Origin of the sequence: Halopolyspora algeriensis (assembly GCF_003337235.1) — a bacterium.
Taxonomy (GTDB): domain Bacteria; phylum Actinomycetota; class Actinomycetes; order Mycobacteriales; family Pseudonocardiaceae; genus Haloactinomyces; species Haloactinomyces algeriensis.
Genome location: NZ_QPJC01000008.1, coordinates 38,997 through 61,495, shown reverse-complemented (window position 1 = coordinate 61,495; position 22,499 = coordinate 38,997). Strand labels below are relative to the sequence as shown.

The following is a 22,499-nucleotide window of genomic DNA, read 5'->3' as shown; positions in this document are numbered from 1 at the left end:
GAGGAGGCGGTGGTTCGGCCCCCGCCTTCCCGGTACTCCTCAGAACCACCACCAGTACCAGAGCGCCCCGAGCACCACGGCGAGGACCACGGCGGCGGACAGGCCTCCGGCGAGGCCCCGCCGACGATCGGCCACCGCCTGCGCCACGAGCGCGACCACGGACGCCACGAGATGACCGATCACGACACCCGCACCGGGCCCCGGCAGCCCGCTGTTCGTCGCCCAGAGCTGGACTCCCAGCAGCGTGACCGCGAGCACCAGAAGCCCCGCCGCCAGCGATCCGGTGAGCCCGCGTACGAGACCGCCCACTCGACTGGGCGGCTTCCCGGCGGCATCCTTCCGACGCCGGTGTGGCACCGGCTCCCGCGCCTCCCGGTCGGCAGTCTCCTTCCGACCGCACGGCCGTGGTGACACCGCCTGCGCCTCCTGTCCGCGCTGTCCCGCAACTGCCCGCATCGACCCGTCCTCACCGAACCCGGTCGGTCTCATCGTCGCCTACCCCAGCAATGCCCACGGCGCGATATCCGGTGCAGCCCGCCTGCCGTCGGGGCAGTGCTGCCGGAAGTCACACGAGGAACAGTGCCGCCCGGTACGCGGTGGAAAAGTGGTATCGGCGTTCTGCCCCGTGTGCAGCGCATCCGTTGCCGCCTGCAGCTCTGCCGCGAGTTCCTCCGCTCGGGACCGGTGCCGGGCAAGGGATTCCTCGGTGTGTTCCCACGCGAGTATCCGTCCCGTCGGCAGATGGTGCAGTTCGACCCGCCTGCACGTACGGTGCGACATCCCCCGCACCGCCAGAGCGTACAGGGCGAGCGCGCGTGAATCGCGCGCGTCCTCGGCACTCAGCGCATGCCTGCCGGTCTTGTAGTCCACCACGACGAGTTCACCGGCGCGCTGATCGATTCGGTCCACCCGTCCCTCGGCGATGATCGTGCCCGTCGCCGCCGACACCCGGCGTTCGACCCCGACGACGGTATCGCTGTCGCCGAACCGATCGACGTAGTCGCTCAGCCAGCCTTCCGCACGCCGCCGGTATTCGGCGGCCTGCTCCGCTCCCGCGAACCCATCGCTCTTCCAGTGCTGCCGCAGGAGCAGCGCGGCCTGTTCGGGCGTCCGCCGATGCGCGGGGAGCTCGAACAGTGCGCGCAGTGCGTTGTGCACCACCGCGCCCAGCGTGCTGTGCGCCCAGGCACCGCCGCGCGACGGTGCGGGCCTGTCGAGGTAGGTCATCCGGTACCGGCGCGGGCAGATCGACCAGGTGCCCAGCCGGGCCGGTGTCACTCGCACCAGCCGGTCGGGAATACCTTCGAGTTCCAGCCGCCCCTGCACGCACACCACATTACGCAGTACTGCGCCCTTCCGCGGATCGTCCCCGGCCACAGCAGCGGCCGGGGACGGCGAGCGCTGCGGGAACACTGCGGCGTTCGGCAGGCGAGCTCGCCGTGCGGTTGATCATTCGATGATCTCGCTGCCGGTGCAGCGTTGCGCCAGCCGCTCCAGGGACTCCGGATCGGTGGTCTCCTGCCCGATCCGGATGGTCTTGTTGCTCCCGTGGTAGTCGCTGCTGCCTGTGGTGATCAGGTCGAGCTCTCCGGCGAGAGCGCGCAGCCGTGCACGGGCGGGGGCGTCGTGATCGGGGTGGTCGACCTCCACCCCCGCCAGGCCGTACTCGGCGAGTTCGGCGATCACGTCGGCGGTCACCGTCGGGCCACGGGTGGTCGCGAGGGGATGCGCCAGGACCGTGGCACCACCCGCCTCGGTGACCATCTCGATGGCACGCCGCACGGGAGTGTCCGTTCTCGGAAGGTAGTAACTGCCGTCGGATCCCAGGTAGCGGGCGAACGCTTCGTCCACACTGGCCACCGTTCCGCCGTTGATCAGGGCACGTGCCAAGTGGGGGCGTCCGCCCGGCGAATCCGCGGGCAGTTGCGCCATCAGGGCTTCGGGATCCACCGGAAATCCGTCCTCGGCCATTCGTCGTGCCATGGCGTGCAGTCGTGACCGTCGCCGGGCACGCAACCGCGCCTGTTCCTCGACCAGCGCCTGCGACAGGGGATCGAACAGGTAGGCCAGCACGTGGACGGTGATCGAGTTCCCTCGGCCGTCCGGGCAGTGGCACGACAGTTCCGCGCCGGGAACCAGGCGGATTCGCCCGGCCCGGCCCGAACGCCGCACCGCATGTTGGGCCGCCGCCCATCCCGCCGTGGTGTCGTGGTCGGTCAGTGCGATGGCGTCGAGCCCGGCCTCGACCGCGACGGCGACGAGTTCCTCCGGCGTGTCGGTCCCGTCGGAGGCGGTGGAATGGGTGTGCAGGTCAATACGCACACCCACCAGTGTGGCCGACGACGCCGGAGGTCCCGCCACCCGCACCGCGGCCCAAGCCCATCCACGCAACTTCTCAGAAGTCGACCGGTCGGCTGTGTGCGGTTGCTTCGGCAAGCGGCGTCAGCCGCTTTCTTTTCCACGGAGGCAGCCGGCACCGCCGCGGGTTTTCGCCGCACGGCCTCGCGAGGACAGTCCCGACGTGATGGAGAGTGACTACCTGATGTCGGGGCTACCGCAGCGAGGCGCAGCCGGAGGTCCCGCCACCCGCACCGCGGCCCAAGCCCATCCACGCAACTTCTCAGAAGTTACTTGCCGAGCTTGGCCCGTGTCCTCCCCACCGCGGCACGCCGGGCCTTGAGCATCGAGAACCGGTCCTGCTGGACCTTCTTCTCACCGAACACGAGCGCGGAGATCGCATCGAAGACCTGCTCGGGATTGGGCAGGTACTCGATCCTGTTCAGCGCCTGGATCTGCCCGGCCGACTCCACGACCATGGTCCCGTAGCCCAACATCCGGCCGGGGACAGTGCGGCGATAGGTCAGGTCGGTGACCTTGGTGATCGGCATCATCTGCACCGAGGTCGTGAAGATGCCCTCCACGATCACGAAACGTTTGTCCGTCACCACGATGCGCTCCACGTACCAGTCGAGGATCTGGTACGTGAACCGCATCAGCACGAACAAGCCCCCGTACCACAGAATGTTCTGCGGCAGCCAGGCTCCCTCGGGCAGCAGGTAGGACACCATCACGATGCCGACGAGCAGTCCCACCGCCTCGAAGAGATCCCACACCAGACACGCCCAGTGCCTGCGAACCCGGATGACCCGCCGTTCGGTGTCGAGCAGGTACTCGTCGGGATCTCTCGGTGCGAACAAGGCCACCGCCTCCAGAAGTTCTTTAGCGGAAGAGGTTCTGCATGAAGGTGATCACCGCTTCAGCGGCCTGGCGGAGACTGGCGAGAATGCCGTTCACCACCTCACTCGCCTGAGCGGGCGCAGAGATGAGGAAGAACAGAAGGAACGCGATCCCGGCCCAGGTGAGGATCTTCTTGATGTTCACTGTGACGCACCCCGTCCGAAATGCCCTGTAGTCGTGCCGGCGCCTGCTGATCCGTTGTACCGCACTCGGCCGCTGTACGGCAGGTTTTTCGCGCACATGGGTCAGTCCTGCCCGATCGGCTCCGAATCCGCTACGCTACGTGTTGGTGATCATATCGGAGCCTCCCGTGATCCGTTGCGTCGGTGCGGTCGTCCACGACCCGCAGGGCCGGCTGTTGCTGGTTCGGCGGGCCAATTCTCCTGGGCAGGGCAAGTGGTCCCTCCCCGGCGGACGGGTGGAGCGCGGAGAGACCGACCGGGTCGCGGTACAGCGTGAAGTCCGGGAGGAGACCGGGCTCTCCGTGACCGTCGGCCCCCTCGCGGGCCGGATCCGATGGCACGGATCGCAACACACCTACGAGATCCTCGATTACCTCTGCCGGGATGCTCACGGGACTCTGCGCGCAGGTGATGATGCCGCCGACGCCATGTGGGCGGGCCGTGCGACGTTCACCACACTCGATCGGGCGAGGACCCTCACCGAAAATCTCGGGGAGTTCCTGCGGGAGTGGGGCTGCCTGCCCTGTGACGAGTGACGGACTCCGGTCCCCGCCTCGCACGCCACCACCGCCGATCGGACCTCCCGAGGACGCCGGCCGCAGCACGCCGGGACCGGGAGCGCACGGGCACCGCAGCGAAGATTCACCGCTTCGCCCGTGGTGTGACTCCGGCCGCCGCCGAGGGGACGTGTCCACACCGACGAGGTATGGTGGCTCCCCGGTTGACAAGGAACCACCGCACAGGTGGCCGACCCCGGGGAGGTGAGGATTCGTGCCGAGCAGTACCGACAGCGCACCTCCGTGTAGTACCGGCCGCATCCCCGCCGACGAGGTCACCCAGGAAGCAATCGGTCCGCACTGACATCGGTACGGCCTCCGGCCGGGATGCGTCCGCGGTCTCGAACGACTCGCACAGCCGTCCCCGCCTTTCCTGGAGGTCACCGTGCCCACCCTGCCCTCGCTCGGCCTGCGGAACCGCACCACCCGCAACGGTCGTGCTCCGGACCGCACTCCGCTTGCCTCCACCACCCCTTCCCCGCTGTCGGCGTCGGTCGTGGACTGCGCCGTCTACATCGACGGCGAGCGGCTCGGCGGGCGCTGGACGCACGAGGAAGCTCTGGACGAGGTCCGGCGGCGCGGCACCGGCTTCGTCTGGATCGGACTGCACGAACCGGACGAGCACCAGATCAACGGCATCGCCGAGACGTTCGAGCTGCACGAGCTCGCGGTGGAGGATGCCGTGCACGCGCACCAGCGCCCCAAGCTGGAGCGCTACGGCGACACCCTGTTCATGGTGCTCAAAACGGTCCGCTACGTGGCGAACCGGACATTCACGGCCAACAGCGAGATCGTGGAGAGCGGCGAACTGATGGCTTTCGTCGGCCGTGACTTCGTCATCACGGTGCGACACGGCAAGCACGCGGGCCTGGGCCGGGTGCGCCGGGAACTGGAGCAGACGCCCGAGCAGATGATTCTCGGCCCGGCAGCGGTGCTGCACGGAATCGCCGATCACGTGGTGGACACCTATCTCGAGGTCACCGAGACCATCCAGGACGACATCGACAGGATCGAGGCCGAGGTCTTCGCCCTGCGCACCAAGGTCGGCGCCGAGCAGATCTACCTGATGAAGCGCGAGGTCCTGGAACTGCGGCGGGCCGTGATGCCCCTGGCCAAACCGCTGCAACGGCTCGCCGAGGGCTACACCCCGGCCGTTCCGGAACAGGTGCGCTCGTACTTCCGCAATGTCGACGACCACCTGACGACGGTGTCCGAGCGGGTGGCCTCCTTCGACGAACTGCTGACCACACTGGTCGACGCCACACTGGCCAAGATCACACTGCAGCAGAACACCGACATGCGCAAGATCTCGGCGTGGGTGGCGATCATCTCCACTCCGACCATGATCGCCGGAGTCTACGGGATGAACTTCGAGATCATGCCCGAAACCGACTGGAAATTCGGATATCCGGTCGCGCTGCTGGTGATGCTGATCGCCTGCGTGGTCCTGTTCAAGATCTTCCGTCGGAACAAGTGGTTGTGACGATGGAACGTAACGAATTCCGGCCCGCCCGCGACATACGGCGCGGGGCCGATCCGGGCGGGGGCACCTTCGCAGGGGCACATCGGCAGAAGACGCCCGTGTCCGTTCCTCTCGCCTCCACACGCGCGCAGCGGTCACCTGCGGGCAACGAGGCCGACGGAGACACGTGGGGAGGTAGCCGTGCACGCCGTACCGCATCGTGAGCAGTCGGCAGGACACCACCGGCTGCCCGGTTCCCCTTCCGGCACCTCGAGGCGAAAACCCGGCGCGATGTGGGACGCGATTCCCGTCGCGCCGCGCACGCCGATCGTGTGCGCCACGCACGGGTGCCACCCGCGGACCACATCGTGAGGGCAATTCCGGCAAAGCCCGCGGACGAGCCCGCGCTCGTCCGGGCACACCCGTTCTCACGTTCTCGGAGGTACCGCCATGACCCGTCTGGTCACCAACAAGCTGGCCGTCCTGTGCACCCTGATCATGGGGTGGATCGCCGCCCTGTTCATCATCATCGCGCAGCAGATCTGACCCGGGGCCGATCCGCGCTGCAACTCGCGTCGCCGCGGCCACCCGCCCGCATGAATTCCTTCTGCCACGTGTCCCTCGAAGGGGGCCAAGCGGTATGGGCTGGTCCATTCGTGGCGAATTCTCGGGGGGCCGGACTTCGTGCCGCTCCGGCCCCCGAGCGAGAAGGGTCACGCGTATGGGATGGAATCCGCCCGCCCGGACGAGCCTCGTTGCCGTACCTGCCGTACTGGTCACGGCCGCCGTCCTGGTCGGCATGCACGAACCCTCCGGAGAGCCCGCCCATCAGTCGGACCGGGTTCCCGTGGAGTCCACGCAGCAGTCACCGGTACCGACCGTGACCTCCACGGTGCGCTCTTCAGAGCATCCCGAGGAGTCCCCGACGCATTCCTCGCAACATCCCGAGGAATCGCCGATACGCTCCTCCGGACCACCCGTGGAGTCCTCGGTGAGCTCTTCCGATCCGTCGGCGGAAGCCGGGCGGCAGTCCCGAGCCGAGCATCGCATCCTCGAACTGACCAACCGGGCCAGAGCCCGCGCCGGCTGCCCACCTCTGCGGCTCGATCCGGCGCTCAGCCGATCCGCCCGCGCACACAGCCGGGACATGGCTCGGCACGACTTCCTGGCACACCGCAGCAGCGCCGGGCTCGGGCACATCGAGAGAGCCAAGGACGCCGGGTACCGGAGCAACTACGTCGGCGAAAACGTCGCGGTGGGCAACAACACCGCCGAGGAAACCTTCCGGCAGTGGATGACCAGTCCGGAGCATCGCGCGAACATCATGGACTGCTCGTTCACCGAACTCGGTGTCGGCTACGTCCGCGATTCCTCCGGCGAGTGGGAGCACTACTGGACCCAGAACCTCGGACGGCCGCGCGAGAAGTGATCCCACGGCCCGCCGGCGGCAGGATTCGCGACGGTCACGTCACCGCGTTCCGGCCCCGGCGGAGCCGTGCCGGAACCACTGCACGGCCTCCTGCAGACCTTCACGGGTGATCTGGTGACCACCGGGATGCCGGTGGGACCGTACTCGGGCACCGCGCTGTTCGAGTGCCGTGACGAGTTCACCGACAGGCTGCATGGGCGCCATCGGATCGCGTTCCCCGTTGGACAGGAACACGCGCGTCCCCGCCAGGTCGTGCGCCGGGGGCTCGGGCACGGGCAGCATCGCGGCGAACAGGATGGCCTCCTGGAGCGCTTGCGGCCGCAGCAGGGTCAGCGCCGCGGCGATGTTGGCTCCGTTGGAGAATCCGACGGCCACGAGCCGCCGGGTACCCAGCCCGTAGTGTTGCCGGGCCTCTTCGAGGAAGTCGGCGAGTTGGTGCGTGCGGGCGATGACGTCCTCGGTGTCGAAGACACCCTCGGCCCGCCGCCGGAACCACCGGGCGGCCCCGTTCTCCGAGACCGGGCCCGCCGGTGCCAGCAACGTGGATTCCGGGCTGATCTCCTGGCCCAGTCCGACCAGGTCCTGCGGGCTGCCGCCGGTGCCGTGCAACAGCAGCAGGACGGGGGACTCCGCCGATCCTTCCCGGAAACCGTGGTTCAGGGACAGGTCCGTCGTACTCATGCCGACATCGTCTCCGGGTTGTTCTCACTGGGCAGGTTCAGCGAGGGCAGTGCGGCCTCGATCTGCTCGCGGCTCGGTTCCAGCCACGGCGGGAGCTTGAGCGCACGCCCGAGCTCCAGCAACGGTTCGTCGGCGGTGAAGCCGGGGTCGTCGCTGGCGATCTCCAGCAGCGTTCCGCCGGGTTCGCGGAAGTAGATGGACCGGAAGTACTGGCGGTCCAAGATGGATGTGACGTTCACGCCGCTGCCCACGAGTTCCTGGCGCCAGTTCGCCTGGGTCTGCTGGTCGGGAGCACGCCAGGCGACGTGGTGCACGGTGCCCGCGGCGACCATGCCCTGGGGGGCGCCCGGGGTGACGAGCACGTCGGCGAAGGCTCCCGGGCCGCCGTCGCCCGCGGCGAACCGGAATCGATTGCCTTCCTCGGAGACCAGGCGCAAACCCAGCCCGTCCAGCATCCCGGCGGTGGCTTCCTCCTGCGTGACCGACAGCGTCACGGAGTGCAGGCCGCGGATGCCGTGCTCGGCCGGAACCACGCCGTTGTCCCACGGCGCGCGCGGATCGCCCTGGGGGTGTGCGACCAGCGACAGCCCGAGCCCGTCGGGGTCGCGGAAGGTCAACGCGTCCTCGCCGTCGCGGTTGTGGACCCGGCCGGCGTCGACACCGACGCTTTCGAGGTGCTGCTTCCACCAGCCGATCGAGTGCTCCGGCACCGAGAACGCGGTCGTGGTGGCCTGCCCGGTGCCCTGGCGCCCGCTGGGCGCGCCGTCGAACGGGAAGAAGGTCATCAACGAGCCGGGTCGACCGGACTCGTCACCGTAGTAGAGGTGGTAGGTACCGGGGTCGTCGAAGTTCACGGTGGTCTTGACCATCCGCAGCCCCAGCGTCTTCAGGTAGAAGTCCGCGTTGCGCTGCGGGTTGCCCGCGATCGCCGTCACGTGGTGCAGGCCGGAAGTGGCGATGGACATGAGTGCTCCTGGTCTGAGAAGCCACCGGGGGACACGCGGCGCGCGACCCTCGGCGGGTGGTGAAACCCGAGCCGGGCCGGGGAGGCCGGACCGGCTCGGGCAGGGATGCGGGCGGCCTCAATGCCTGTCTTCGGACTGGCAGCCTCTCAGGCGGCGCCGTCCTTGAGCGCCTTGGCGACCGAGACCACGCGCTTGGCCTGCACGGCCGCGGCCGTGCGGGTGACGTCGCCGACCTTGATCTCACCCTGGGCGTCCACGTGGCTGGTGCCGTAGGGGTTGCCGTCGACGAACTTCGAGCCGTCGGTGTAGCCCGGGCTGACGATGATCCCGCCGAAGTGGTGGATCGTGTTGTACAGCGCCAGCAGCGTGGACTCCTGACCGCCGTGCTGGGTCGCGCTCGAGGTGAAGCCGCTGTAGATCTTGTCGGCCAGCAGGCCCTGCTGCCACTCGCCGCCGAGGCTGTCGATGAACTGCTTGAGCTGGGCGGCGATGTTGCCGTAGCGGGTCGGCGAACCGAAGATCACCGCGTCGGCCCACACCACGTCGTCGGCGGTGACCTCGGGTACCGAGCTGGTGGCCTCGAGGTTGGCCCGCCAGGCCGGGTTCGAGTCGATCGCGGCGTCGGGGGCGAGCTCGGGAGCCTTGCGCAGCCGCACCTGCGCACCGGCGGCCTCGGCCTCGGCCACCAGCGTGTTCGCGATCTCGGCGATCGTGCCGGTGGACGAGTAGTAGACGATGCTGAGCTTGACGGGCTCGCTCATGGGTAACGCTCCTGTCGTCGTGTCTGTGCTGCGATCCCTGCCGGATCGCTGCGGGTGGTCACCTCCACCCGACTCGGACACTACCCACAACACTTCTCGCGCGAAAGATATTTCCTTTGCAGGGAAGATGTTTCCGGACACAGACCGGCCGGTAACCTGGCCGGTGGCGAGGCAACAGTGAACGAGGGGGCATCGTGAACTCCGACGACGCGGCGACGGCGCTGCCGGACCAGGGCGTGCCGGAGCACAAGGAACCGGGTGGGGCCGACCCGTGCACCGACGACGACGAGATCGTCACCTGGTGGGGCCTGGTCATCGAGGGCTATCACGTCACCCAGGAGCGGCTGATGGCCGAGATCGCCGAGCGTTTCGCCCTCTCCCCCGCCTCGTTCGACATCCTGGTGCGTCTGATCCGCTCGCCGGATCACCGGCTGCCGATGACGCGGCTGGCGCACGAGGCCGCGCTCAGCAGCGGGGGGTTCACCAAGGTCGCCGACCGGCTGGCCGCGGCCGACCTGATCGAGCGCGAACCCTGCGAAACCGACCGACGGGTCACCTACGCCGTGCTCACCGAGCACGGTCGCGAGACCGCCGAACAGGCGCGGAAGGCCTGCGCCGACATCCTCCGCAAGCGTGTGCTCGCCCCGCTCGGCACGGAGATGTCGGCATCGCTGGCCGAAGCCATGCGCACCCTGCGGGAAAGCAACGGCGACGCGAACTCTCCTCGGTGAACGCATCCGGCGGCAGGCGTTCGTCGCCGATGCTGAAGGTGTTGCCCCGTGTCCTGGGATCAGGACCGATCGGCCTTGAGGTGCGCGAGGAAATCCGCCCACGCGCGCTCACCGAACACCAGCACCCCGCCGTGGCGGTTCTTGGTGTCGCGCACCCCCACCACAGGACCCACCGACACCTCGACGCAGTTACCGGTCCCGTTGCTCCTGCTGGACTTGCGCCAGTCCCCGGTCAGTGGCTGCGGCTCGGAATTGGCCTTCATCCTGTCAGCTCCTCAGCAGCTACGTTGATCAGCTCCATGCTCTCCTTGGGAGATAATGCCAAGGCTGTGATGGCGTTGAACGTGTAGGTGTACGCGCGTATCTCGTGAGGCTTCTCGCGGAACGCCCAGGATGTCAATGTCTCCAAGTACACAGCTTCGGGATCGGTGGGCTCGGGGAAGCTCAAGATCATGTAGTTCTCGCCACGCCCCGGGTGCGCCCCTGCAGTGAACGGCACGACCTGCACCGTGACGTTGTACCTGGCAACCACGTTGATCAGGTGGTACAGCTGCTCACGCAACACTGCGGCACCGCCTACCTGGTAACGGATGGCCTCCTCCCCGATCACAGCCGTGAGTTGGCAGTCGGGCTCGGCCAGACGTTCCTGGCGCCGCATCCGGAGGTCCACCCGCCGTTCGATGTCCTCGGGACGCACATACGGTGTCGCAGCGCTGATCACGGCTTCCGCGTAGTCCCTGGTCTGGAGCAATCCAGGAATGACCCCACCCTCATAGGTGCGTAGCCAACTGGCCTCTGTTTCGAGGCCTATCAGCACTTCGACCTGCTCCGGGAGCACATCGACGAAGTCGTGCCACCAGCCTTTCTTCGCGGCGTCGCGACGTAGTTCTTGCATGTGCTCTGCCTGGTCGTCGGCAACGCCGAGATGGGCAAGCGCCGCGTCAAGCTGCTTCGCGGCGAGGACCGCACGTCCGTTTTCGCACTGCGACAGGTGCGACTGTGAAACGCCCGCAGCCTTGGCGAGCTCAATACCGCGAATATTGGCGTTCGTCCGCAGGTCACGCAGCTGGGCACCCAAGCGGCGACTACGCACGGTCGGACTCATTGCCATATGCGGGCCTCCTCAACAGAACTCGTTGATCTTCCCTTCCCTGTCCTCTCCGGCCAAGGCAACCACCCGATCGGGCGTCTTGTGGATCCTCAGAATATCTAGAAATATTTTGTGATGTAGGAACCAACCGAGGAGGTAGGCATGCGCAGTGACGGGACGCGGGTGGGGTTGTGGCAGCCGGTGTCGAGTGGGCGGCACGCGTTCGAGGTGCGGGCACGTCGGGCCGAGCCGGGCGAGACGGTCGAGGCGATGTGCGGGGTCGAGGTCAGCACCGACGAGTTGCAGCGGGTGGCCGAGGACATCGACTGGATCATGAAGCAGACCTGCATGGACTGCTGGCGTCTCCTGAAGGAGCAACAGCAGCGGTCCTCGTCCTCGTGAGCAGCGCGCTCGGGCCGGAGTCGGGGCAGCACGTCACCGGCTCGGCTCCCCATCGGACGGCATCACCTGCGATCAGCAGCACCTGAGACCCGGTCCTGCGCGGTGACCCCCGACCCGCACAGGACCGCCCGGTGGCCGGGCAACGCGTCCTCCCCCCGCCCGGCCACCGGATCCACCCCCGGCCGACTCGACCGGGAAAGTGGCTACCTCCCGTGTGGGCACTCGTCACCTTCGCCGGAGAGACGTGAATGGCCGAGCACTACGCGCGTGCTCCTCTGCCGCGCCGGTCAGTTGCGCGGCGAATGTCTCGTGCGGGCGCTCGATGATCACCGACGTGCCGTCGGAGGATGTCCTCGCCCGAGTCAGGCGAACGAACCCGTGGTGAACGGGATCGCTGCCGGCAACAGCATCTCGAAGCCGAGCACCATCGGGACCATCAAGGCCGGAATCCGTTCCGTGGCCGCCACGTCGCCCGGAACGGTCCCATGGTGACCGCAGCAGTACGTGGCCGTCACTGCTGCGACGGTGGCGGGCGCATGGCGAGGCGGGCGAGCAGGTCGCGTCCCTGCTCGGCATGGCTGGGTTGGGCCAGCACGTCATAACGGCCCGCGACGAGCTGACTGGCCGACGAGAAGTCACGGCGCCCCCGCGTGGAGGCATAGCCGACGGCCGCGAAGATCATGCCGAACACCACACCGGCCCCGAGACCGACCAGCACCGGCCCGAACCACGCACCCTGCGCGGAGAACAAGCCCATGATGAAGCCGACGAACAGACCGAACCAGGCGCCCGAAGCAGCACCCCCACCGAGGACGCGCGCCCAGTTCAACCGGCCCGTGACGCGCTCCACGAGCATGAGGTCCACCCCGACGATCGTGACCTCCTGCACCGGGAAATCGTTGTCGGCGAGATGATCGACGGCGCGCTGCGCCTCCTCGTAGGTGGCGTACGAGCCGATCGGCCAACCGGACGGTGGAGTGGGCAGGCTCGGAGCGCCCGGCCCCGGCCGGGCGGAGCCGGAAAACGGGCTGGACACCGTTGACACCTCCGTGACACTCGCTGCCCGGGTCCGGGCGGCTCGCTGTGCTGTGCTCTTCGTTCCCGCAGCGAGCACCTGTGCTGCTCACCTCGGGGCTGCTCACCGGGAGCAGGTCCGAAACCTGCCGGTTGTCCTGTTTCCTCCAGGCTACTCCCGCTCGCCTTTGCGAGATCATCTCCCACGGGCTCGGCCGCTGGCAACATTCTCGGTTTCTCGCGTCCGATGACGTGCCCTGCCCCTGTCGCGTCCTGCTCGGTGCCGGAGCGCTTCAGCGGGAGTTCTCGGGGGAGAACAGCAGGGTGATCAGGCGGGCGACGAGGTTGAGCAGCATCACGATGAGCATCAACGTCAGCGCGTCGGCACCGAGATCAGCGCGGCGAGCCCTCGTATCCGCCCGGAAAGCGGGGCAGCTCTCAGTCCCGGGGCGGAGTCCAGCGGTCGGCGCGCCGCATCCCGGCGGCACGGCCCTTCCCGGCGACGACCAGCGCCATCTTGCGCGAGGCTTCGTCGATCATCTCGTCACCGAGCATCGCCGCACCGCGCTTGCCTCCCGCCTCGGAGGTGTGCCACTCGTAGGCGTCCAGGATGTTCTCGGCGTGGTCGTAGTCCTCCTGCCGCGGCGAGAAGATCTCGTTGACCGCATCCACCTGATCGGGATGCAGCACCCACTTGCCGTCCAAACCGAGCGCGGCCGAACGACCGGCGACCCTCCTGAGCCCGTCGATGTCCTTGATCTGCAGGTACGGCCCGTCGAGAACCTGCAGGTCCCGGGCGCGAGCGGCCATGAGCAGGCGCATCAGGATGTAGTGGTAGGCATCACCGACGTCGTAGCCGGGTGGTTGCTCACCCACCGTCAGCGAACGCATGTTGATCGAGGCCATGAAGTCGGCGGGACCGAAGACCAACGTCTCCAGCCTCGGCGAGGCGGCCGCGATCGCGTCGACGTCGACCAGACCCCGCGCGTCCTCGATCTGTGCCTCGATACCGATCGTTCCCGCTTCGAGACCGATCGCCTTCTCGATCTGGCCCAGACTCAGGTCCAGCCAGTGCACCTGGTCGGGACTGCCGACCTTGGGCAGCATGATCGTGTCGAGCGCCGACCCCGCTCCCTCCACGACCTCCAGCACATCCCGGTAGGCCCACTCGCTGGTCGGATCGTTGACCCGCACGGTACGGGTCTTGCCCTCCCAGCCACCCTCGTTGAGCGCGGCGACGACGGTCTCCCGTGCCGGTGCTTTGGCCAGCGGCGCGACCGCGTCCTCCAGATCGAGGAAGAACTGGTCGACGTCCAACCCCCGCGCCTTGTCGATCATCTTCGGGCTGGATCCCGGCACTGCCAGACACGTACGGCGGGGACGGTGACGGTCGACCACGGCGAGCTCCTCCTCGGGACGGCGACTGCCGTTGTGTTTACCACGAGCCCGGCCTTACCCGAGCGGGGCCGCTCGCGTGCGGCGGTTCAGACGCCGAGGATCACGCGGGCGATGAGGAAGTAGATGATCAGTCCCGTGGCGTCGACCAGAGTGGTCACCAGGGGTGCGGACACCGCGGCAGGGTCGATGCCGACGCGTTTGGCCAGCAGAGGCATGGTGGATCCGACCATCGTCGCCCACGCGCAGATGGCGATGATGGACAGCGCGACGGTGCCTGCGACCGGGATGTCGACCAGGAGGGCGCCGACGGCGAACCCGACGACGGCGAGCATGGCACCGAGCAGAAGCCCGACCCGGCACTCGCGCCCGGCGATGCGCAACACATCGGTGGTGCGGACTTCCCCGACGGCCAGCGCCCGGACCGCGGCGGTGGCCGCCTGGGAACCGGCGTTGCCGCCGGTGCCGATGAGCAGCGGGATGAACAGCGCCAGCGCGGTGACCTGGTCCAGGGCGGCCTCGAAAGCCTGCAGCACGTTGACGGTCAGGGTCGCGGCGACGATGAGCAGCAGCAGCCACACGACACGGGAGCGCGCGAGCTGCAGGACACCGGCGGCCATGTAGTGGCCGCTCCACGGCGTGGTGGCCGACTGGCGCGCGATGTCCTCGGTATCGGCGGCCTCGATCAGCTCGACGGCGTCATCGATGGTCAACAACCCGACCACCCTGTCCTCGCTGTCGACCACGGGCAGCGCGAGCAGGTTGGCCTGCTGCATCAGCCGGGCCCCGGCCTCGGCGTCGTCGACGGCCTGAACGTAGGGGACCTCCGTGTCGACCAGTTCGATGATCGGCCGGTCGGGCGGGCTGAGCACGAGATGCCGCAGGGTGACCACGCCGAAGAGCTTGCGCTGGTCGTCCACCACCGGAAGGGTGTACACGGTCTCGGCGCCCTCTCCCTTGACGCGTACCGTATCCAGCGCCCGGCCCGCCGTGAGGTGGTGGCGCAGCGGCACGACCTCGGGGCTCATGTACCGGCCGACCGAGCCTTCCGGGTAGCCGAGCAGGTCGGCGGTCAGCGCCCGTTCCCGCACGCTCAGACCGGCCAGCACGCGCTGGGCGAACTTCGCGGGAGCTTCCCCGAGCAACCGTGCCCGGTCGTCGGGATTCATCGCCTCGACCAGTTCGTGAAAAGACCGGTCACGCAGCCCGGAGAGCACGTTCTGCTGATCGACCGGATCAAGCTCCTCGAACACCGTCAGCGCCCGGTCCTTGTCCAGCAACCGGAACAGCAGCCCCGCCGTCACCGCGTCCTGGCGACCCAGCTCATCGGCGATCACATGGGGTTGGTGCTCGGCCAGCCAGGCCTGCATACCGGCGACGTCGTTGCGATCCAGCAACTCACTGAGCGCGTCGGCTCCCATGAAGGCTCCTCACAAGTTGCGCACTGCGGTGCTGTGACGGCGAGCCTACGAGGAGATCGGGAGCCCCGCTTCCGATCCGCGGGAGTTCCACGTACGCAGATGTGGGCACGGCCCGACAGCGCCGTCCGCACCGTCCGTCACCCGCCATCTCACCGAAGCGAAGGCCACCACGCCGCGAGGCACGATGTGAGCGTGCCCCTGATGTCCGTAGCATGGTGAGGAGACCGCAAGCGCAGGAAAGGTCGGTGTCCCACAACCGTGACCACTACGCAGCCCGCCCCCACCGAAGAGGCCGTTCGTCAGGCCCTCAGCCAGGTCGAGGATCCCGAGATCCACAAACCGATCACCGAGCTGGGCATGGTCAAGGGCGTATCCATCGGCGATGCCGGTGACGTCGAGATCGGCGTGTACCTCACGGTGCAGGGGTGCCCGATGAAGGACACCATCACCCAGCGGGTCGACTCCGCCGTCTCGCAGCTCGAGGGTGTGCGCTCGGTTTCCGTCGAGCTCGACGTGATGAGCGACGAGCAGCGCACCGAACTGCGCAAGCAGCTGAAGGGCAACGCCGAGGAGCCCCGCATCCCGTTCGCCGAGCCGGGCTCGATGACGCGGGTGTACTGCGTCGCATCCGGCAAGGGCGGTGTCGGCAAGTCCAGCGTGACGGTCAACCTGGCCGTGTCGATGGCTCAGCGAGGCCTGTCGGTCGGTGTCGTCGACGCCGACATCTACGGGCACTCCGTGCCCCGGATGCTCGGTACGGAGAACAAGCCCACCCAGGTCGAGAACATGATCATGCCGCCGCAGGCGCACGGCGTGAAGCTGATCTCCATCGGCATGTTCACCCCGGGCAACACCCCCGTGGTGTGGCGCGGTCCCATGCTGCACCGGGCGCTGCAGCAGTTCCTGTCCGATGTTTTCTGGGGCGATCTGGACGTGCTGCTGCTGGACCTGCCTCCCGGCACCGGTGACGTGGCGCTGTCCACCGCACAGCTCATGCCCAATGCCGAGATCCTGGTCGTGACCACGCCGCAGCAGGCAGCCGCCGAGGTCGCCGAGCGGGCAGGCGCGATCGCGATGCAGACCCGCCAGCGGATCGCCGGTGTCGTGGAGAACATGTCCTGGATGGAGTTGCCCGACGGGCAACGGATGGACGTGTTCGGCTCCGGCGGCGGTCAGATCGTCGCCGATTCACTGACCCGTTCCGTCGGTGCCGACGTGCCGCTGCTCGGTCAGGTTCCGCTCGATCCGCGCCTGCGGGAGGCCGGCGACAGCGGCCTGCCACTGGTGTTGGAGGCCCCCGAGTCCCCGGCGGGAGCGGTGCTCGGCGACGTCGCGAAGAAGCTCTCCACCCGTGCCCGCGGGCTCGCCGGGCAACTGCTGTCGGTGTCGCCGGCCTGAGCGCTCTCCACGGGCGACGGTCGGTGAACCGCGGCCCGCACAGCACTCTTCACGTCCGGGCGATGGTCAGCAGCCCCTCGCCGATGGGCAGTACGAGCGGGACCAGGTTCGTGTCCGCGTGCACGGCCCGGGTGAGCTCGCGTGCGGCATGGCACCGCTCCGGGTCGCCGGGGTCACGGTCCGGTACGACGCCACGGAACACCAGTGCTCCCCCGGGCCGCAGCAGCCGCGTCCCGACTTCCAGGTAGTGGGGATACTCCTGCTTCACGGCATCGACGAACACCAGATCGTAGGCCTCTTCGGTGAGCCGGGGCAGCACGTCGCGGGCCACTCCCGTGATGAGCCTGGTCCGGCTCCCGGCCACCCCTGCCTCGGCGAGCGTGGCCCGTGCCACGCGTTGCGCATCGGGATCGAGGTCGATGGAGGTCAGAACCCCGTCGGGGGCCATCCCCTCCAACATGGCCAGGGCAGTGGTGCCGGATCCCGTGCCGATCTCGACCACCGCCTTGGCTTGCAGTACCGCCGCCAGGAACCGCAGCGCCGCCCCGATGGAAACGGGCAGGGATTCTGGGCCGATACCACCCGAGTACTCGCCGCCGACCGCAGCCTCACCGCTGTCGGCGCCGTGATCCCCGGCGTGCTCCCGGCCTGCGGGATCGTTGTGGGTCGGTATCTCGGGTAACACGGTGCGACAGACTATCGTCACGGGGTTCGTACGGGGAGATCCACGGCGAAATCGATTCTCAGGTTGCTCTCAGCCCGCTTTCACGATTGCCTCACGAACACGAAGCACACTGAGCGTGTCAGGGACCGGCCCCCAACGGCGTCTCGTGGAGCGCCGGGAACACAAGCAGCCGGCACAACGTTCTCCGGGGTAAAGCCCCACGGGAGGTGCCTTCTCGTCACATGGCCACCCACACACCCGCGACGGAGCCGACGACTTCGACGGCCGACACCGACCAGCACACCACCGTCCCCGCGCAGGAGACCGCGTGGACACCTCCGACCTGGGAGGAAGTCGTCCGCGACCATGCCGACCGGGTGTACCGATTGGCCTACCGGCTCGCGGGCAACAAGCACGATGCCGAGGATCTGACCCAGGAGACGTTCATCCGCGTGTTCCGGTCCCTGGCTTCGTACAGACCCGGCACTTTCGAGGGCTGGCTGCACCGCATCACCACGAACCTGTTCCTCGACATGGCCCGCCGCAGGTCGCGGCTGCGCATGGAGGGTCTTCCCGAGGACACCGACCGCATTCCCGGGCGGGGACCGAGTCCGGAGCAGGTGTTCCACGAGACCCATCTGGATCCGGACCTGCAGGCGGCACTCGACGATCTGGCTCCCGAGTTCCGGGCGGCGATCGTACTCTGTGACGTGGAGGGCCTGTCCTACGAGGAGATCGGTGCCACCCTCGGCGTGAAGCTGGGTACCGTACGCAGCAGGATCCATCGTGGGCGGCAGTTGCTCAAGGCGGGCCTGGCAGCCCGCCGAGAGAACGCACGGGAGGAGTCCACATGAGCGCACTGCGTAGGTGGGGGCTATCCGAACAGCACCTTGCGCTGGACGCGCTCGTCGCCTTCGTCGACGGCGAGCTGACCCCGAACGCCTACGATCGTGCGGCCGCGCACATCGCGGGATGTGCGACCTGCAGGGCGGACGCGGCCGCTCAGCGGCAGGCGCGCTCGGCGATTCGCGCGGCGGACACACCGTCGATGTCGCCGCAGTTCCTGCGAACACTGCAGTCCATCCCCTCGGAAACCGAACTGCCCGAGCAACCGGACGAGCTCGCCCTCACCGAAGGCGGCCGGCTGGTGACCCGGGACAGCCGTGGCGCCGAACGCACCGATGCGGCGCAGAACAGCGGACCCGCCGATCCCGCACGGGGATCGAGCACCCGACTGGGCAGTGGCAGATCGCCGCTCGGAGGAGGCACTCCGATCGGTGGCGACGGCGGCGATCGAGTTTCGGAGCATCCACCCCAAGCCAAAGGGCACGGGCGCCGGACCAAGCAGGGTGCGAGCGTCGTGTTCTCCGGTCTCGTGCTCGGGGCCCTGACCTTCATGAACGTTCCCGCAGAGGACTCCCACGGCACCATGACCACGGTGCCCCGGCCTTTTCCCCGTGGGGACACCCCGCACGACGACGCCGTCGTCCCCGTTTCCACACAAGCCGTCACCCCGAGCGGGCCGTCGGCCACATCCCCGCCGCCCACCGGGGCCGTGCACGTATCGGCAGGCCCCGACGTCGAGCCGAGCTCCGCTTCCGCCCCGGTGCCGCCACCGGCCCCTTGATCTCCTGACGGACACAGCAGCTCCAACGGGAACTTCACGCCACTACCGGCAAAATGGGACGAAGTGGGCCATGACACCGGTACACGCCGCCGCACACCGACGCCCGTTCGTGTGGTCCACTCACATGGCAGTGACCAAGGTCGATACGCGCACATGCCCGGGGAGCGATGAGCGAGCAGCCGAGGACGTCCGCGCAGGGACACGATCCGGAACAGTCGGCGGCGTTCCGCCGTCCCGAAGGCGTCGAGGGCAGTTTCGATCCACGCGGGCGCGACACACCTCCACAGCAGGGTTTCGAATACACCCCGCCTCCACCGGAAGCACTGGAGAAGGCCTTCAGCCGCCCCCCGGGCAGCAGTGAGGTACTGCAGCGGGCACCCGGCGACCGGGAACCGTCCGAGCAGGCCTCGCCGGACGAGGACCTCTTCTGGAGCCACAGCGGCGATCGGGACCCCTGGCGAAATCCGACTGCCGAGGCGGTCGTCGGAGCCCCGGCTCTGGCCCGGGAGGGCTCCGAGCAGCATCGCGAGCCGGTGCCCGGCCCCCTGCTGAGCACACGAGAAGTGCTGTTCGGTCGGAGGGTGCGTCCGCGTGCCCTGGCTGCGCTGGCAGCCGTGGCGCTCCTCGTCTCCGTCGTCGGCGGCTTCATCGGGCGCATCACCGCCGAGGAGGGCAACCCGCTGACCAACCCCGATGTGACCCTGGCCAAGGTCGAACCGGGAGTGGATCGCCCGTCCGGGACCGTCGCCGCCGTCGCCTCGCGCATCCTTCCCTCCGTGGTGTCGGTGGAGGTCCGGTTGGGGGCTCAGGGCGGTACCGGTTCGGGAGTGGTCATCGACGGCAACGGCTACATCGTCACCAACAACCACGTGATCTCCATGGCGGTGGGCACGCCGGACGCGCAGGTCTTCACCGTCTTCTCCGACGGCACGCGTGTGCCCGCACGGATCGTCGGGCGCGACCCGCAGACCGACCTGGCCGTGTTGAAGGTCGAGGTGGCCAATCCCACCGTGGCCCAACTCGGTTCCTCCGCCGACCTCGCCGTCGGCGACAAGGTCATCGCCGTCGGCTCGCCGCTCGGGCTGGAGAGTACGGTCACCAGTGGCATCGTCAGTTCGACGCACCGCCCGATGCGGCTGGCCGGGGAGGGTACCGACACCAACGCGGTCATCGATGCCATCCAGACCGACGCCGCCATCAACCCGGGGAACTCGGGCGGAGCCCTCGTCGACGGCAACGGCGCCGTGGTGGGGATCAACAGCGCGATCCGCACTCTCGGGACGGACGGCCAGGGCGGGTCGATCGGTCTCGGCTTCGCCATCCCCATCGACCAGGTGCGCCGGGTGGCCGAGCAGCTCATCCGCACCGGTCAGGTCCGGCACCCCGAGCTGGGTGTGAATGCCAAATCGGTCACCGACGGGACGGTCAGCGGTGCCCAGGTTCAGAACGTGCAGCAGGGCAGCGCCGCCGAAGCGGCGGGGATCGCGGAGGGCGACGTCATCATCAAGGTCGGGGACCGGCAGGTCAACAGCGCCAACGAGCTGGTCGTGGCCGTGCACAAGCACCGACTCGGCACGACCGTGCCGATCACGGTGGTCCGCGGCGGCCGTGAACTCGTACTCGACGCCGAACTCCGGTAGCACCGCCGGGGACACCCGAGCACGATTCGTTTCCGTGCGTCCTCGTGCGGTGGGTACGCTGGATCCACCGTGGTTCTGCGGCCGGATACGACCCGGGAGGAGTCGAGGTGCTCGATAGCATCGGCTGGGGGGAGATCCTCGTCCTCGTCATCGCCGGTCTGTTCATTCTCGGGCCGGAACGACTGCCCTCGGCGGCAGCGTGGCTGGGCAGGACCGTACGGCAGGTCAGGGACTACGCCACGGGCGCCCGCGAGCAACTGCGTTCCGAACTCGGGCCGGAATTCGACGACCTGCGCAAGCCGCTGGAGGACCTGCGCGGCATCCGCGACTTCGATCCCCGCAGGGCGGTCAGCAAACACCTGCTCGACGGGGAGAACCCTCTCGACGGCATCACGAACGACAGGCCGTCCCGCCACCACGGCAACGGGCACAGCCGCCCGTCCGATCCCCCGAGTTCCGACAACACCGGCCGGCAATCGCTGAACCCCGGAGAACGGCCTCCCTTCGACGCCGACACCACGTAGTACGACTTGCCTCGCCGGCACGGACAGGGGAACTTGCTCAGTTCCCTGCCTTTGATCGGTTTTTCGCTCGAGGGATCAGTCCGGGCAAAGCAACCGGCTCCGGCGCTTCAGCAACCACCCGACCAAGGTGCAAGACAATCTCTCCCTCACGTGGCGCCGCGCGCGAGGACCACACCCCCGGCGGCGACGGCGAGCCAGCAGCACAGCAGCGCCGTCATCCCCGTCCATCCCCAGGCGGCGAAGGCCGTGCCACCGGCCACGCCACCGACACTGCTCCCCGAGTAGTAGCAGAACTGGTACAGCGAGGACGCCTGACCTCGCGCCGACTCCGGCGCCCGAGCGCCGACCCAGGTACTGGCCACCGAATGAGCCATGAAGAACCCGCCGGTGAACACGACCAGGCCCAGCAGGATCAGCACCAACTGCTCACTCAGCATCGCCAGCAGCCCGACAACGGTGATCGACAACCCGCACAGCAGCACCGGGGAACGTCCCCGACGGTCGGCCACCCGACCGGCGACCGCCGAAGTCACCGTACCCGCCGCATAAGCGAGAAAAGCCAGCGCAGCCAACGCCGGTGGCACCATCAGCGGAGGCCCGATCAGCCGGAAACCGAGCACGTTGTAGACCGTGACGAAGGCACCCATCCCCAGTGCGGCCACCAGGTACGGCGCGTACAGCACCGGGGTGCTCGCGGCACTGCGCAGCCCCTCGACCAGCGGGCGCCACTTCCACGGCTGTCTGCTGCGGCGGCTGTCGGCGGGCAGCAACATCACGAACGCGACCGTGCACACACCGGCCAGCAGCGCCACGGCCAGCATCCCGCCGGACCACCCGGCGAAGTCGGCGACCACTCCGCACACGATGCGGCCGGACATCCCGCCGATCGTGGTCCCCGCCACGTAGAGCCCCATCGTGCTGCCGAGATGCCTGCCCCCGGCCTCGTCGGCCAGATAGGCGACGGCAACGGTGGCGAGGCCGGCCACAGCCGCACCCTGCACCAGGCGCGCACCGACCATCAGGGCGAAGTGGTGCACCCACGGCAGGAGCAGACCGATCCCCTCGGCGATCAGCAGGGACGCGATCATGGTCCGGCGGCGCCCGAGCGCTTCGGACAGGGTTCCCAGCGGGACGGCGGCCAGCGCCAGCCCGAGCGTGCTCGCCGAGATCAGCAACGCCACGGTCCCGGGCGGAACCGAAAACTCCGTGGCGAGTTGCGGCAACACCGCCTGCGGTGCGTAGAGCAGTGCGAACAGGGCCAGAGCACCGGTCAGCGACGCGAACCTGATCCTGCGTATCCGGCCCGCGTCACTGTCCAC

The 22,499-nt window shown here is 68.4% G+C and carries 26 protein-coding genes; 10 read left to right on the top strand and 16 right to left on the bottom strand.

Annotation, left to right across the window (positions count from 1 at the left end):
• Positions 1 to 39: 39 nt before the first annotated feature.
• From DFQ14_RS13435 to DFQ14_RS22050, 5 genes are all read right to left on the bottom strand, one after another.
• On the bottom strand, positions 40 to 309 hold the full coding sequence (locus tag DFQ14_RS13435) for a hypothetical protein (protein ID WP_114453619.1): 270 nt from the start codon (positions 307 to 309) through the stop codon (positions 40 to 42).
• A 186-nt stretch (positions 310 to 495) separates the two neighbouring features.
• The gene (locus tag DFQ14_RS13430) at positions 496 to 1,326 is read right to left on the bottom strand and encodes a RecB family exonuclease (RefSeq protein WP_114453727.1); all 831 of its coding nucleotides are present in this window, start codon (positions 1,324 to 1,326) and stop codon (positions 496 to 498) included.
• 123 nt (positions 1,327 to 1,449) lie between these two features.
• Positions 1,450 to 2,322, bottom strand: coding sequence for a PHP domain-containing protein (locus DFQ14_RS13425; RefSeq protein WP_179951577.1), 873 nt, complete (start codon positions 2,320 to 2,322; stop codon positions 1,450 to 1,452).
• Between the two features lie 305 nt (positions 2,323 to 2,627).
• The gene (locus DFQ14_RS13420; RefSeq protein WP_114453725.1) at positions 2,628 to 3,197 is read right to left on the bottom strand and encodes a PH domain-containing protein; all 570 of its coding nucleotides are present in this window, start codon (positions 3,195 to 3,197) and stop codon (positions 2,628 to 2,630) included.
• A 22-nt stretch (positions 3,198 to 3,219) separates the two neighbouring features.
• On the bottom strand, positions 3,220 to 3,381 hold the full coding sequence (locus DFQ14_RS22050; RefSeq protein WP_170206326.1) for a hypothetical protein: 162 nt from the start codon (positions 3,379 to 3,381) through the stop codon (positions 3,220 to 3,222).
• Between the two features lie 145 nt (positions 3,382 to 3,526).
• Between DFQ14_RS22050 and DFQ14_RS13415 the strand changes: the two genes are divergently transcribed.
• From DFQ14_RS13415 to DFQ14_RS13405, 3 genes are all read left to right on the top strand, one after another.
• Positions 3,527 to 3,955 carry an NUDIX hydrolase gene (locus DFQ14_RS13415; protein ID WP_246195523.1) on the top strand — a complete coding sequence of 143 codons (429 nt, stop codon included), beginning with the start codon at positions 3,527 to 3,529 and terminating at the stop codon, positions 3,953 to 3,955.
• 406 nt (positions 3,956 to 4,361) lie between these two features.
• Positions 4,362 to 5,459 (top strand): magnesium and cobalt transport protein CorA, encoded by a 1,098-nt coding sequence (locus DFQ14_RS13410; protein ID WP_114453617.1) that lies wholly within the window; start codon positions 4,362 to 4,364, stop codon positions 5,457 to 5,459.
• A gap of 700 nt (positions 5,460 to 6,159) precedes the next feature.
• A complete protein-coding gene (locus tag DFQ14_RS13405; protein WP_246195524.1) occupies positions 6,160 to 6,867 on the top strand; it encodes a CAP domain-containing protein in 708 nt (235 codons plus the stop codon).
• A gap of 39 nt (positions 6,868 to 6,906) precedes the next feature.
• On the opposite strand, the gene DFQ14_RS13400 is transcribed toward DFQ14_RS13405, so the two are convergent.
• The 3 genes from DFQ14_RS13400 to wrbA form a co-directional block, all read right to left on the bottom strand.
• The gene (locus DFQ14_RS13400; protein ID WP_114453616.1) at positions 6,907 to 7,548 is read right to left on the bottom strand and encodes an alpha/beta hydrolase; all 642 of its coding nucleotides are present in this window, start codon (positions 7,546 to 7,548) and stop codon (positions 6,907 to 6,909) included.
• A complete protein-coding gene (locus DFQ14_RS13395; protein ID WP_114453615.1) occupies positions 7,545 to 8,513 on the bottom strand; it encodes a ring-cleaving dioxygenase in 969 nt (322 codons plus the stop codon). Before DFQ14_RS13395 ends, DFQ14_RS13400 begins: the two co-directional genes overlap by 4 nt.
• 146 nt (positions 8,514 to 8,659) lie before the next feature.
• The gene (gene wrbA / locus DFQ14_RS13390) at positions 8,660 to 9,274 is read right to left on the bottom strand and encodes an NAD(P)H:quinone oxidoreductase (protein ID WP_114453614.1); all 615 of its coding nucleotides are present in this window, start codon (positions 9,272 to 9,274) and stop codon (positions 8,660 to 8,662) included.
• 221 nt (positions 9,275 to 9,495) lie between these two features.
• Between wrbA and DFQ14_RS13385 the strand changes: the two genes are divergently transcribed.
• Complete coding sequence (locus tag DFQ14_RS13385) at positions 9,496 to 10,005, top strand: MarR family winged helix-turn-helix transcriptional regulator (RefSeq protein ID WP_420810168.1); 510 nt, start codon at positions 9,496 to 9,498, stop codon at positions 10,003 to 10,005.
• A 59-nt stretch (positions 10,006 to 10,064) separates the two neighbouring features.
• Here DFQ14_RS13385 and DFQ14_RS13380 read toward each other — a convergent pair whose 3' ends face one another.
• Together DFQ14_RS13380 and DFQ14_RS13375 are read right to left on the bottom strand one after the other, a co-directional pair.
• The gene (locus tag DFQ14_RS13380; RefSeq protein WP_114453613.1) at positions 10,065 to 10,268 is read right to left on the bottom strand and encodes a DUF397 domain-containing protein; all 204 of its coding nucleotides are present in this window, start codon (positions 10,266 to 10,268) and stop codon (positions 10,065 to 10,067) included.
• Positions 10,265 to 11,116, bottom strand: coding sequence for a helix-turn-helix domain-containing protein (locus DFQ14_RS13375; RefSeq protein WP_114453612.1), 852 nt, complete (start codon positions 11,114 to 11,116; stop codon positions 10,265 to 10,267). Before DFQ14_RS13375 ends, DFQ14_RS13380 begins: the two co-directional genes overlap by 4 nt.
• Positions 11,117 to 11,257: 141 nt before the next feature.
• Here DFQ14_RS13375 and DFQ14_RS13370 point away from each other — a divergent pair, with 141 nt between their 5' ends.
• Positions 11,258 to 11,497 (top strand): HC3 family zinc finger protein, encoded by a 240-nt coding sequence (locus DFQ14_RS13370; RefSeq protein WP_114453611.1) that lies wholly within the window; start codon positions 11,258 to 11,260, stop codon positions 11,495 to 11,497.
• Between the two features lie 362 nt (positions 11,498 to 11,859).
• On the opposite strand, the gene DFQ14_RS21880 is transcribed toward DFQ14_RS13370, so the two are convergent.
• The 4 genes from DFQ14_RS21880 to mgtE form a co-directional block, all read right to left on the bottom strand.
• Positions 11,860 to 12,012 (bottom strand): hypothetical protein, encoded by a 153-nt coding sequence (locus DFQ14_RS21880; protein ID WP_158546699.1) that lies wholly within the window; start codon positions 12,010 to 12,012, stop codon positions 11,860 to 11,862.
• Positions 12,009 to 12,533: a YflT domain-containing protein gene (locus tag DFQ14_RS13365; RefSeq protein ID WP_114453610.1), complete on the bottom strand. Its 525-nt coding sequence runs from the start codon at positions 12,531 to 12,533 to the stop codon at positions 12,009 to 12,011. Before DFQ14_RS13365 ends, DFQ14_RS21880 begins: the two co-directional genes overlap by 4 nt.
• A gap of 416 nt (positions 12,534 to 12,949) precedes the next feature.
• Entirely contained in the window at positions 12,950 to 13,909 is a 960-nt protein-coding gene (locus DFQ14_RS13355) for an HpcH/HpaI aldolase/citrate lyase family protein (RefSeq protein ID WP_114453608.1), read from the bottom strand.
• An 86-nt stretch (positions 13,910 to 13,995) separates the two neighbouring features.
• Complete coding sequence (gene mgtE, locus DFQ14_RS13350; RefSeq protein ID WP_114453607.1) at positions 13,996 to 15,327, bottom strand: magnesium transporter; 1,332 nt, start codon at positions 15,325 to 15,327, stop codon at positions 13,996 to 13,998.
• 258 nt (positions 15,328 to 15,585) lie between these two features.
• On the opposite strand from mgtE, the gene DFQ14_RS13345 reads away from it, so the two are divergent.
• Complete coding sequence (locus DFQ14_RS13345) at positions 15,586 to 16,725, top strand: Mrp/NBP35 family ATP-binding protein (RefSeq protein WP_114453606.1); 1,140 nt, start codon at positions 15,586 to 15,588, stop codon at positions 16,723 to 16,725.
• Positions 16,726 to 16,774: 49 nt separating this feature from the next.
• Here DFQ14_RS13345 and DFQ14_RS13340 read toward each other — a convergent pair whose 3' ends face one another.
• Complete coding sequence (locus tag DFQ14_RS13340; RefSeq protein WP_246195525.1) at positions 16,775 to 17,410, bottom strand: O-methyltransferase; 636 nt, start codon at positions 17,408 to 17,410, stop codon at positions 16,775 to 16,777.
• A 221-nt stretch (positions 17,411 to 17,631) separates the two neighbouring features.
• Between DFQ14_RS13340 and sigE the strand changes: the two genes are divergently transcribed.
• The 4 genes from sigE to tatB all read left to right on the top strand — a co-directional run bounded on the left by sigE (position 17,632) and on the right by tatB (position 21,180).
• A complete protein-coding gene (gene sigE / locus DFQ14_RS13335) occupies positions 17,632 to 18,243 on the top strand; it encodes an RNA polymerase sigma factor SigE (RefSeq protein WP_114453605.1) in 612 nt (203 codons plus the stop codon).
• The gene (locus tag DFQ14_RS13330) at positions 18,240 to 19,016 is read left to right on the top strand and encodes a zf-HC2 domain-containing protein (RefSeq protein ID WP_114453604.1); all 777 of its coding nucleotides are present in this window, start codon (positions 18,240 to 18,242) and stop codon (positions 19,014 to 19,016) included. The genes sigE and DFQ14_RS13330 overlap by 4 nt, the downstream gene beginning before the upstream one ends.
• A gap of 167 nt (positions 19,017 to 19,183) precedes the next feature.
• Positions 19,184 to 20,656 carry a S1C family serine protease gene (locus tag DFQ14_RS13325; RefSeq protein WP_114453603.1) on the top strand — a complete coding sequence of 491 codons (1,473 nt, stop codon included), beginning with the start codon at positions 19,184 to 19,186 and terminating at the stop codon, positions 20,654 to 20,656.
• A gap of 107 nt (positions 20,657 to 20,763) precedes the next feature.
• The gene (gene tatB / locus DFQ14_RS13320; RefSeq protein ID WP_114453602.1) at positions 20,764 to 21,180 is read left to right on the top strand and encodes a Sec-independent protein translocase protein TatB; all 417 of its coding nucleotides are present in this window, start codon (positions 20,764 to 20,766) and stop codon (positions 21,178 to 21,180) included.
• A 146-nt stretch (positions 21,181 to 21,326) separates the two neighbouring features.
• On the opposite strand, the gene DFQ14_RS13315 is transcribed toward tatB, so the two are convergent.
• Complete coding sequence (locus tag DFQ14_RS13315) at positions 21,327 to 22,499, bottom strand: MFS transporter (protein ID WP_246195526.1); 1,173 nt, start codon at positions 22,497 to 22,499, stop codon at positions 21,327 to 21,329.

Bases quoted from the DNA above. Each gene is read 5' to 3' on its own strand.
- DFQ14_RS13375 (WP_114453612.1), bottom strand. From the start codon at position 11,116: ATGGCAATGAGTCCGACCGTGCGTAGTCGCCGCTTGGGTGCCCAGCTG.
- DFQ14_RS13325 (WP_114453603.1), top strand. From the start codon at position 19,184: ATGAGCGAGCAGCCGAGGACGTCCGCGCAGGGACACGATCCGGAACAG.
- DFQ14_RS13380 (WP_114453613.1), bottom strand. From the start codon at position 10,268: ATGAAGGCCAATTCCGAGCCGCAGCCACTGACCGGGGACTGGCGCAAG.
- DFQ14_RS13330 (WP_114453604.1), top strand. From the start codon at position 18,240: ATGAGCGCACTGCGTAGGTGGGGGCTATCCGAACAGCACCTTGCGCTG.
- mgtE (WP_114453607.1), bottom strand. From the start codon at position 15,327: ATGGGAGCCGACGCGCTCAGTGAGTTGCTGGATCGCAACGACGTCGCC.
- DFQ14_RS13405 (WP_246195524.1), top strand. From the start codon at position 6,160: ATGGGATGGAATCCGCCCGCCCGGACGAGCCTCGTTGCCGTACCTGCC.
- sigE (WP_114453605.1), top strand. From the start codon at position 17,632: ATGGCCACCCACACACCCGCGACGGAGCCGACGACTTCGACGGCCGAC.
- DFQ14_RS13400 (WP_114453616.1), bottom strand. From the start codon at position 7,548: ATGAGTACGACGGACCTGTCCCTGAACCACGGTTTCCGGGAAGGATCG.
- DFQ14_RS13395 (WP_114453615.1), bottom strand. From the start codon at position 8,513: ATGTCCATCGCCACTTCCGGCCTGCACCACGTGACGGCGATCGCGGGC.
- wrbA (WP_114453614.1), bottom strand. From the start codon at position 9,274: ATGAGCGAGCCCGTCAAGCTCAGCATCGTCTACTACTCGTCCACCGGC.
- DFQ14_RS13370 (WP_114453611.1), top strand. From the start codon at position 11,258: ATGCGCAGTGACGGGACGCGGGTGGGGTTGTGGCAGCCGGTGTCGAGT.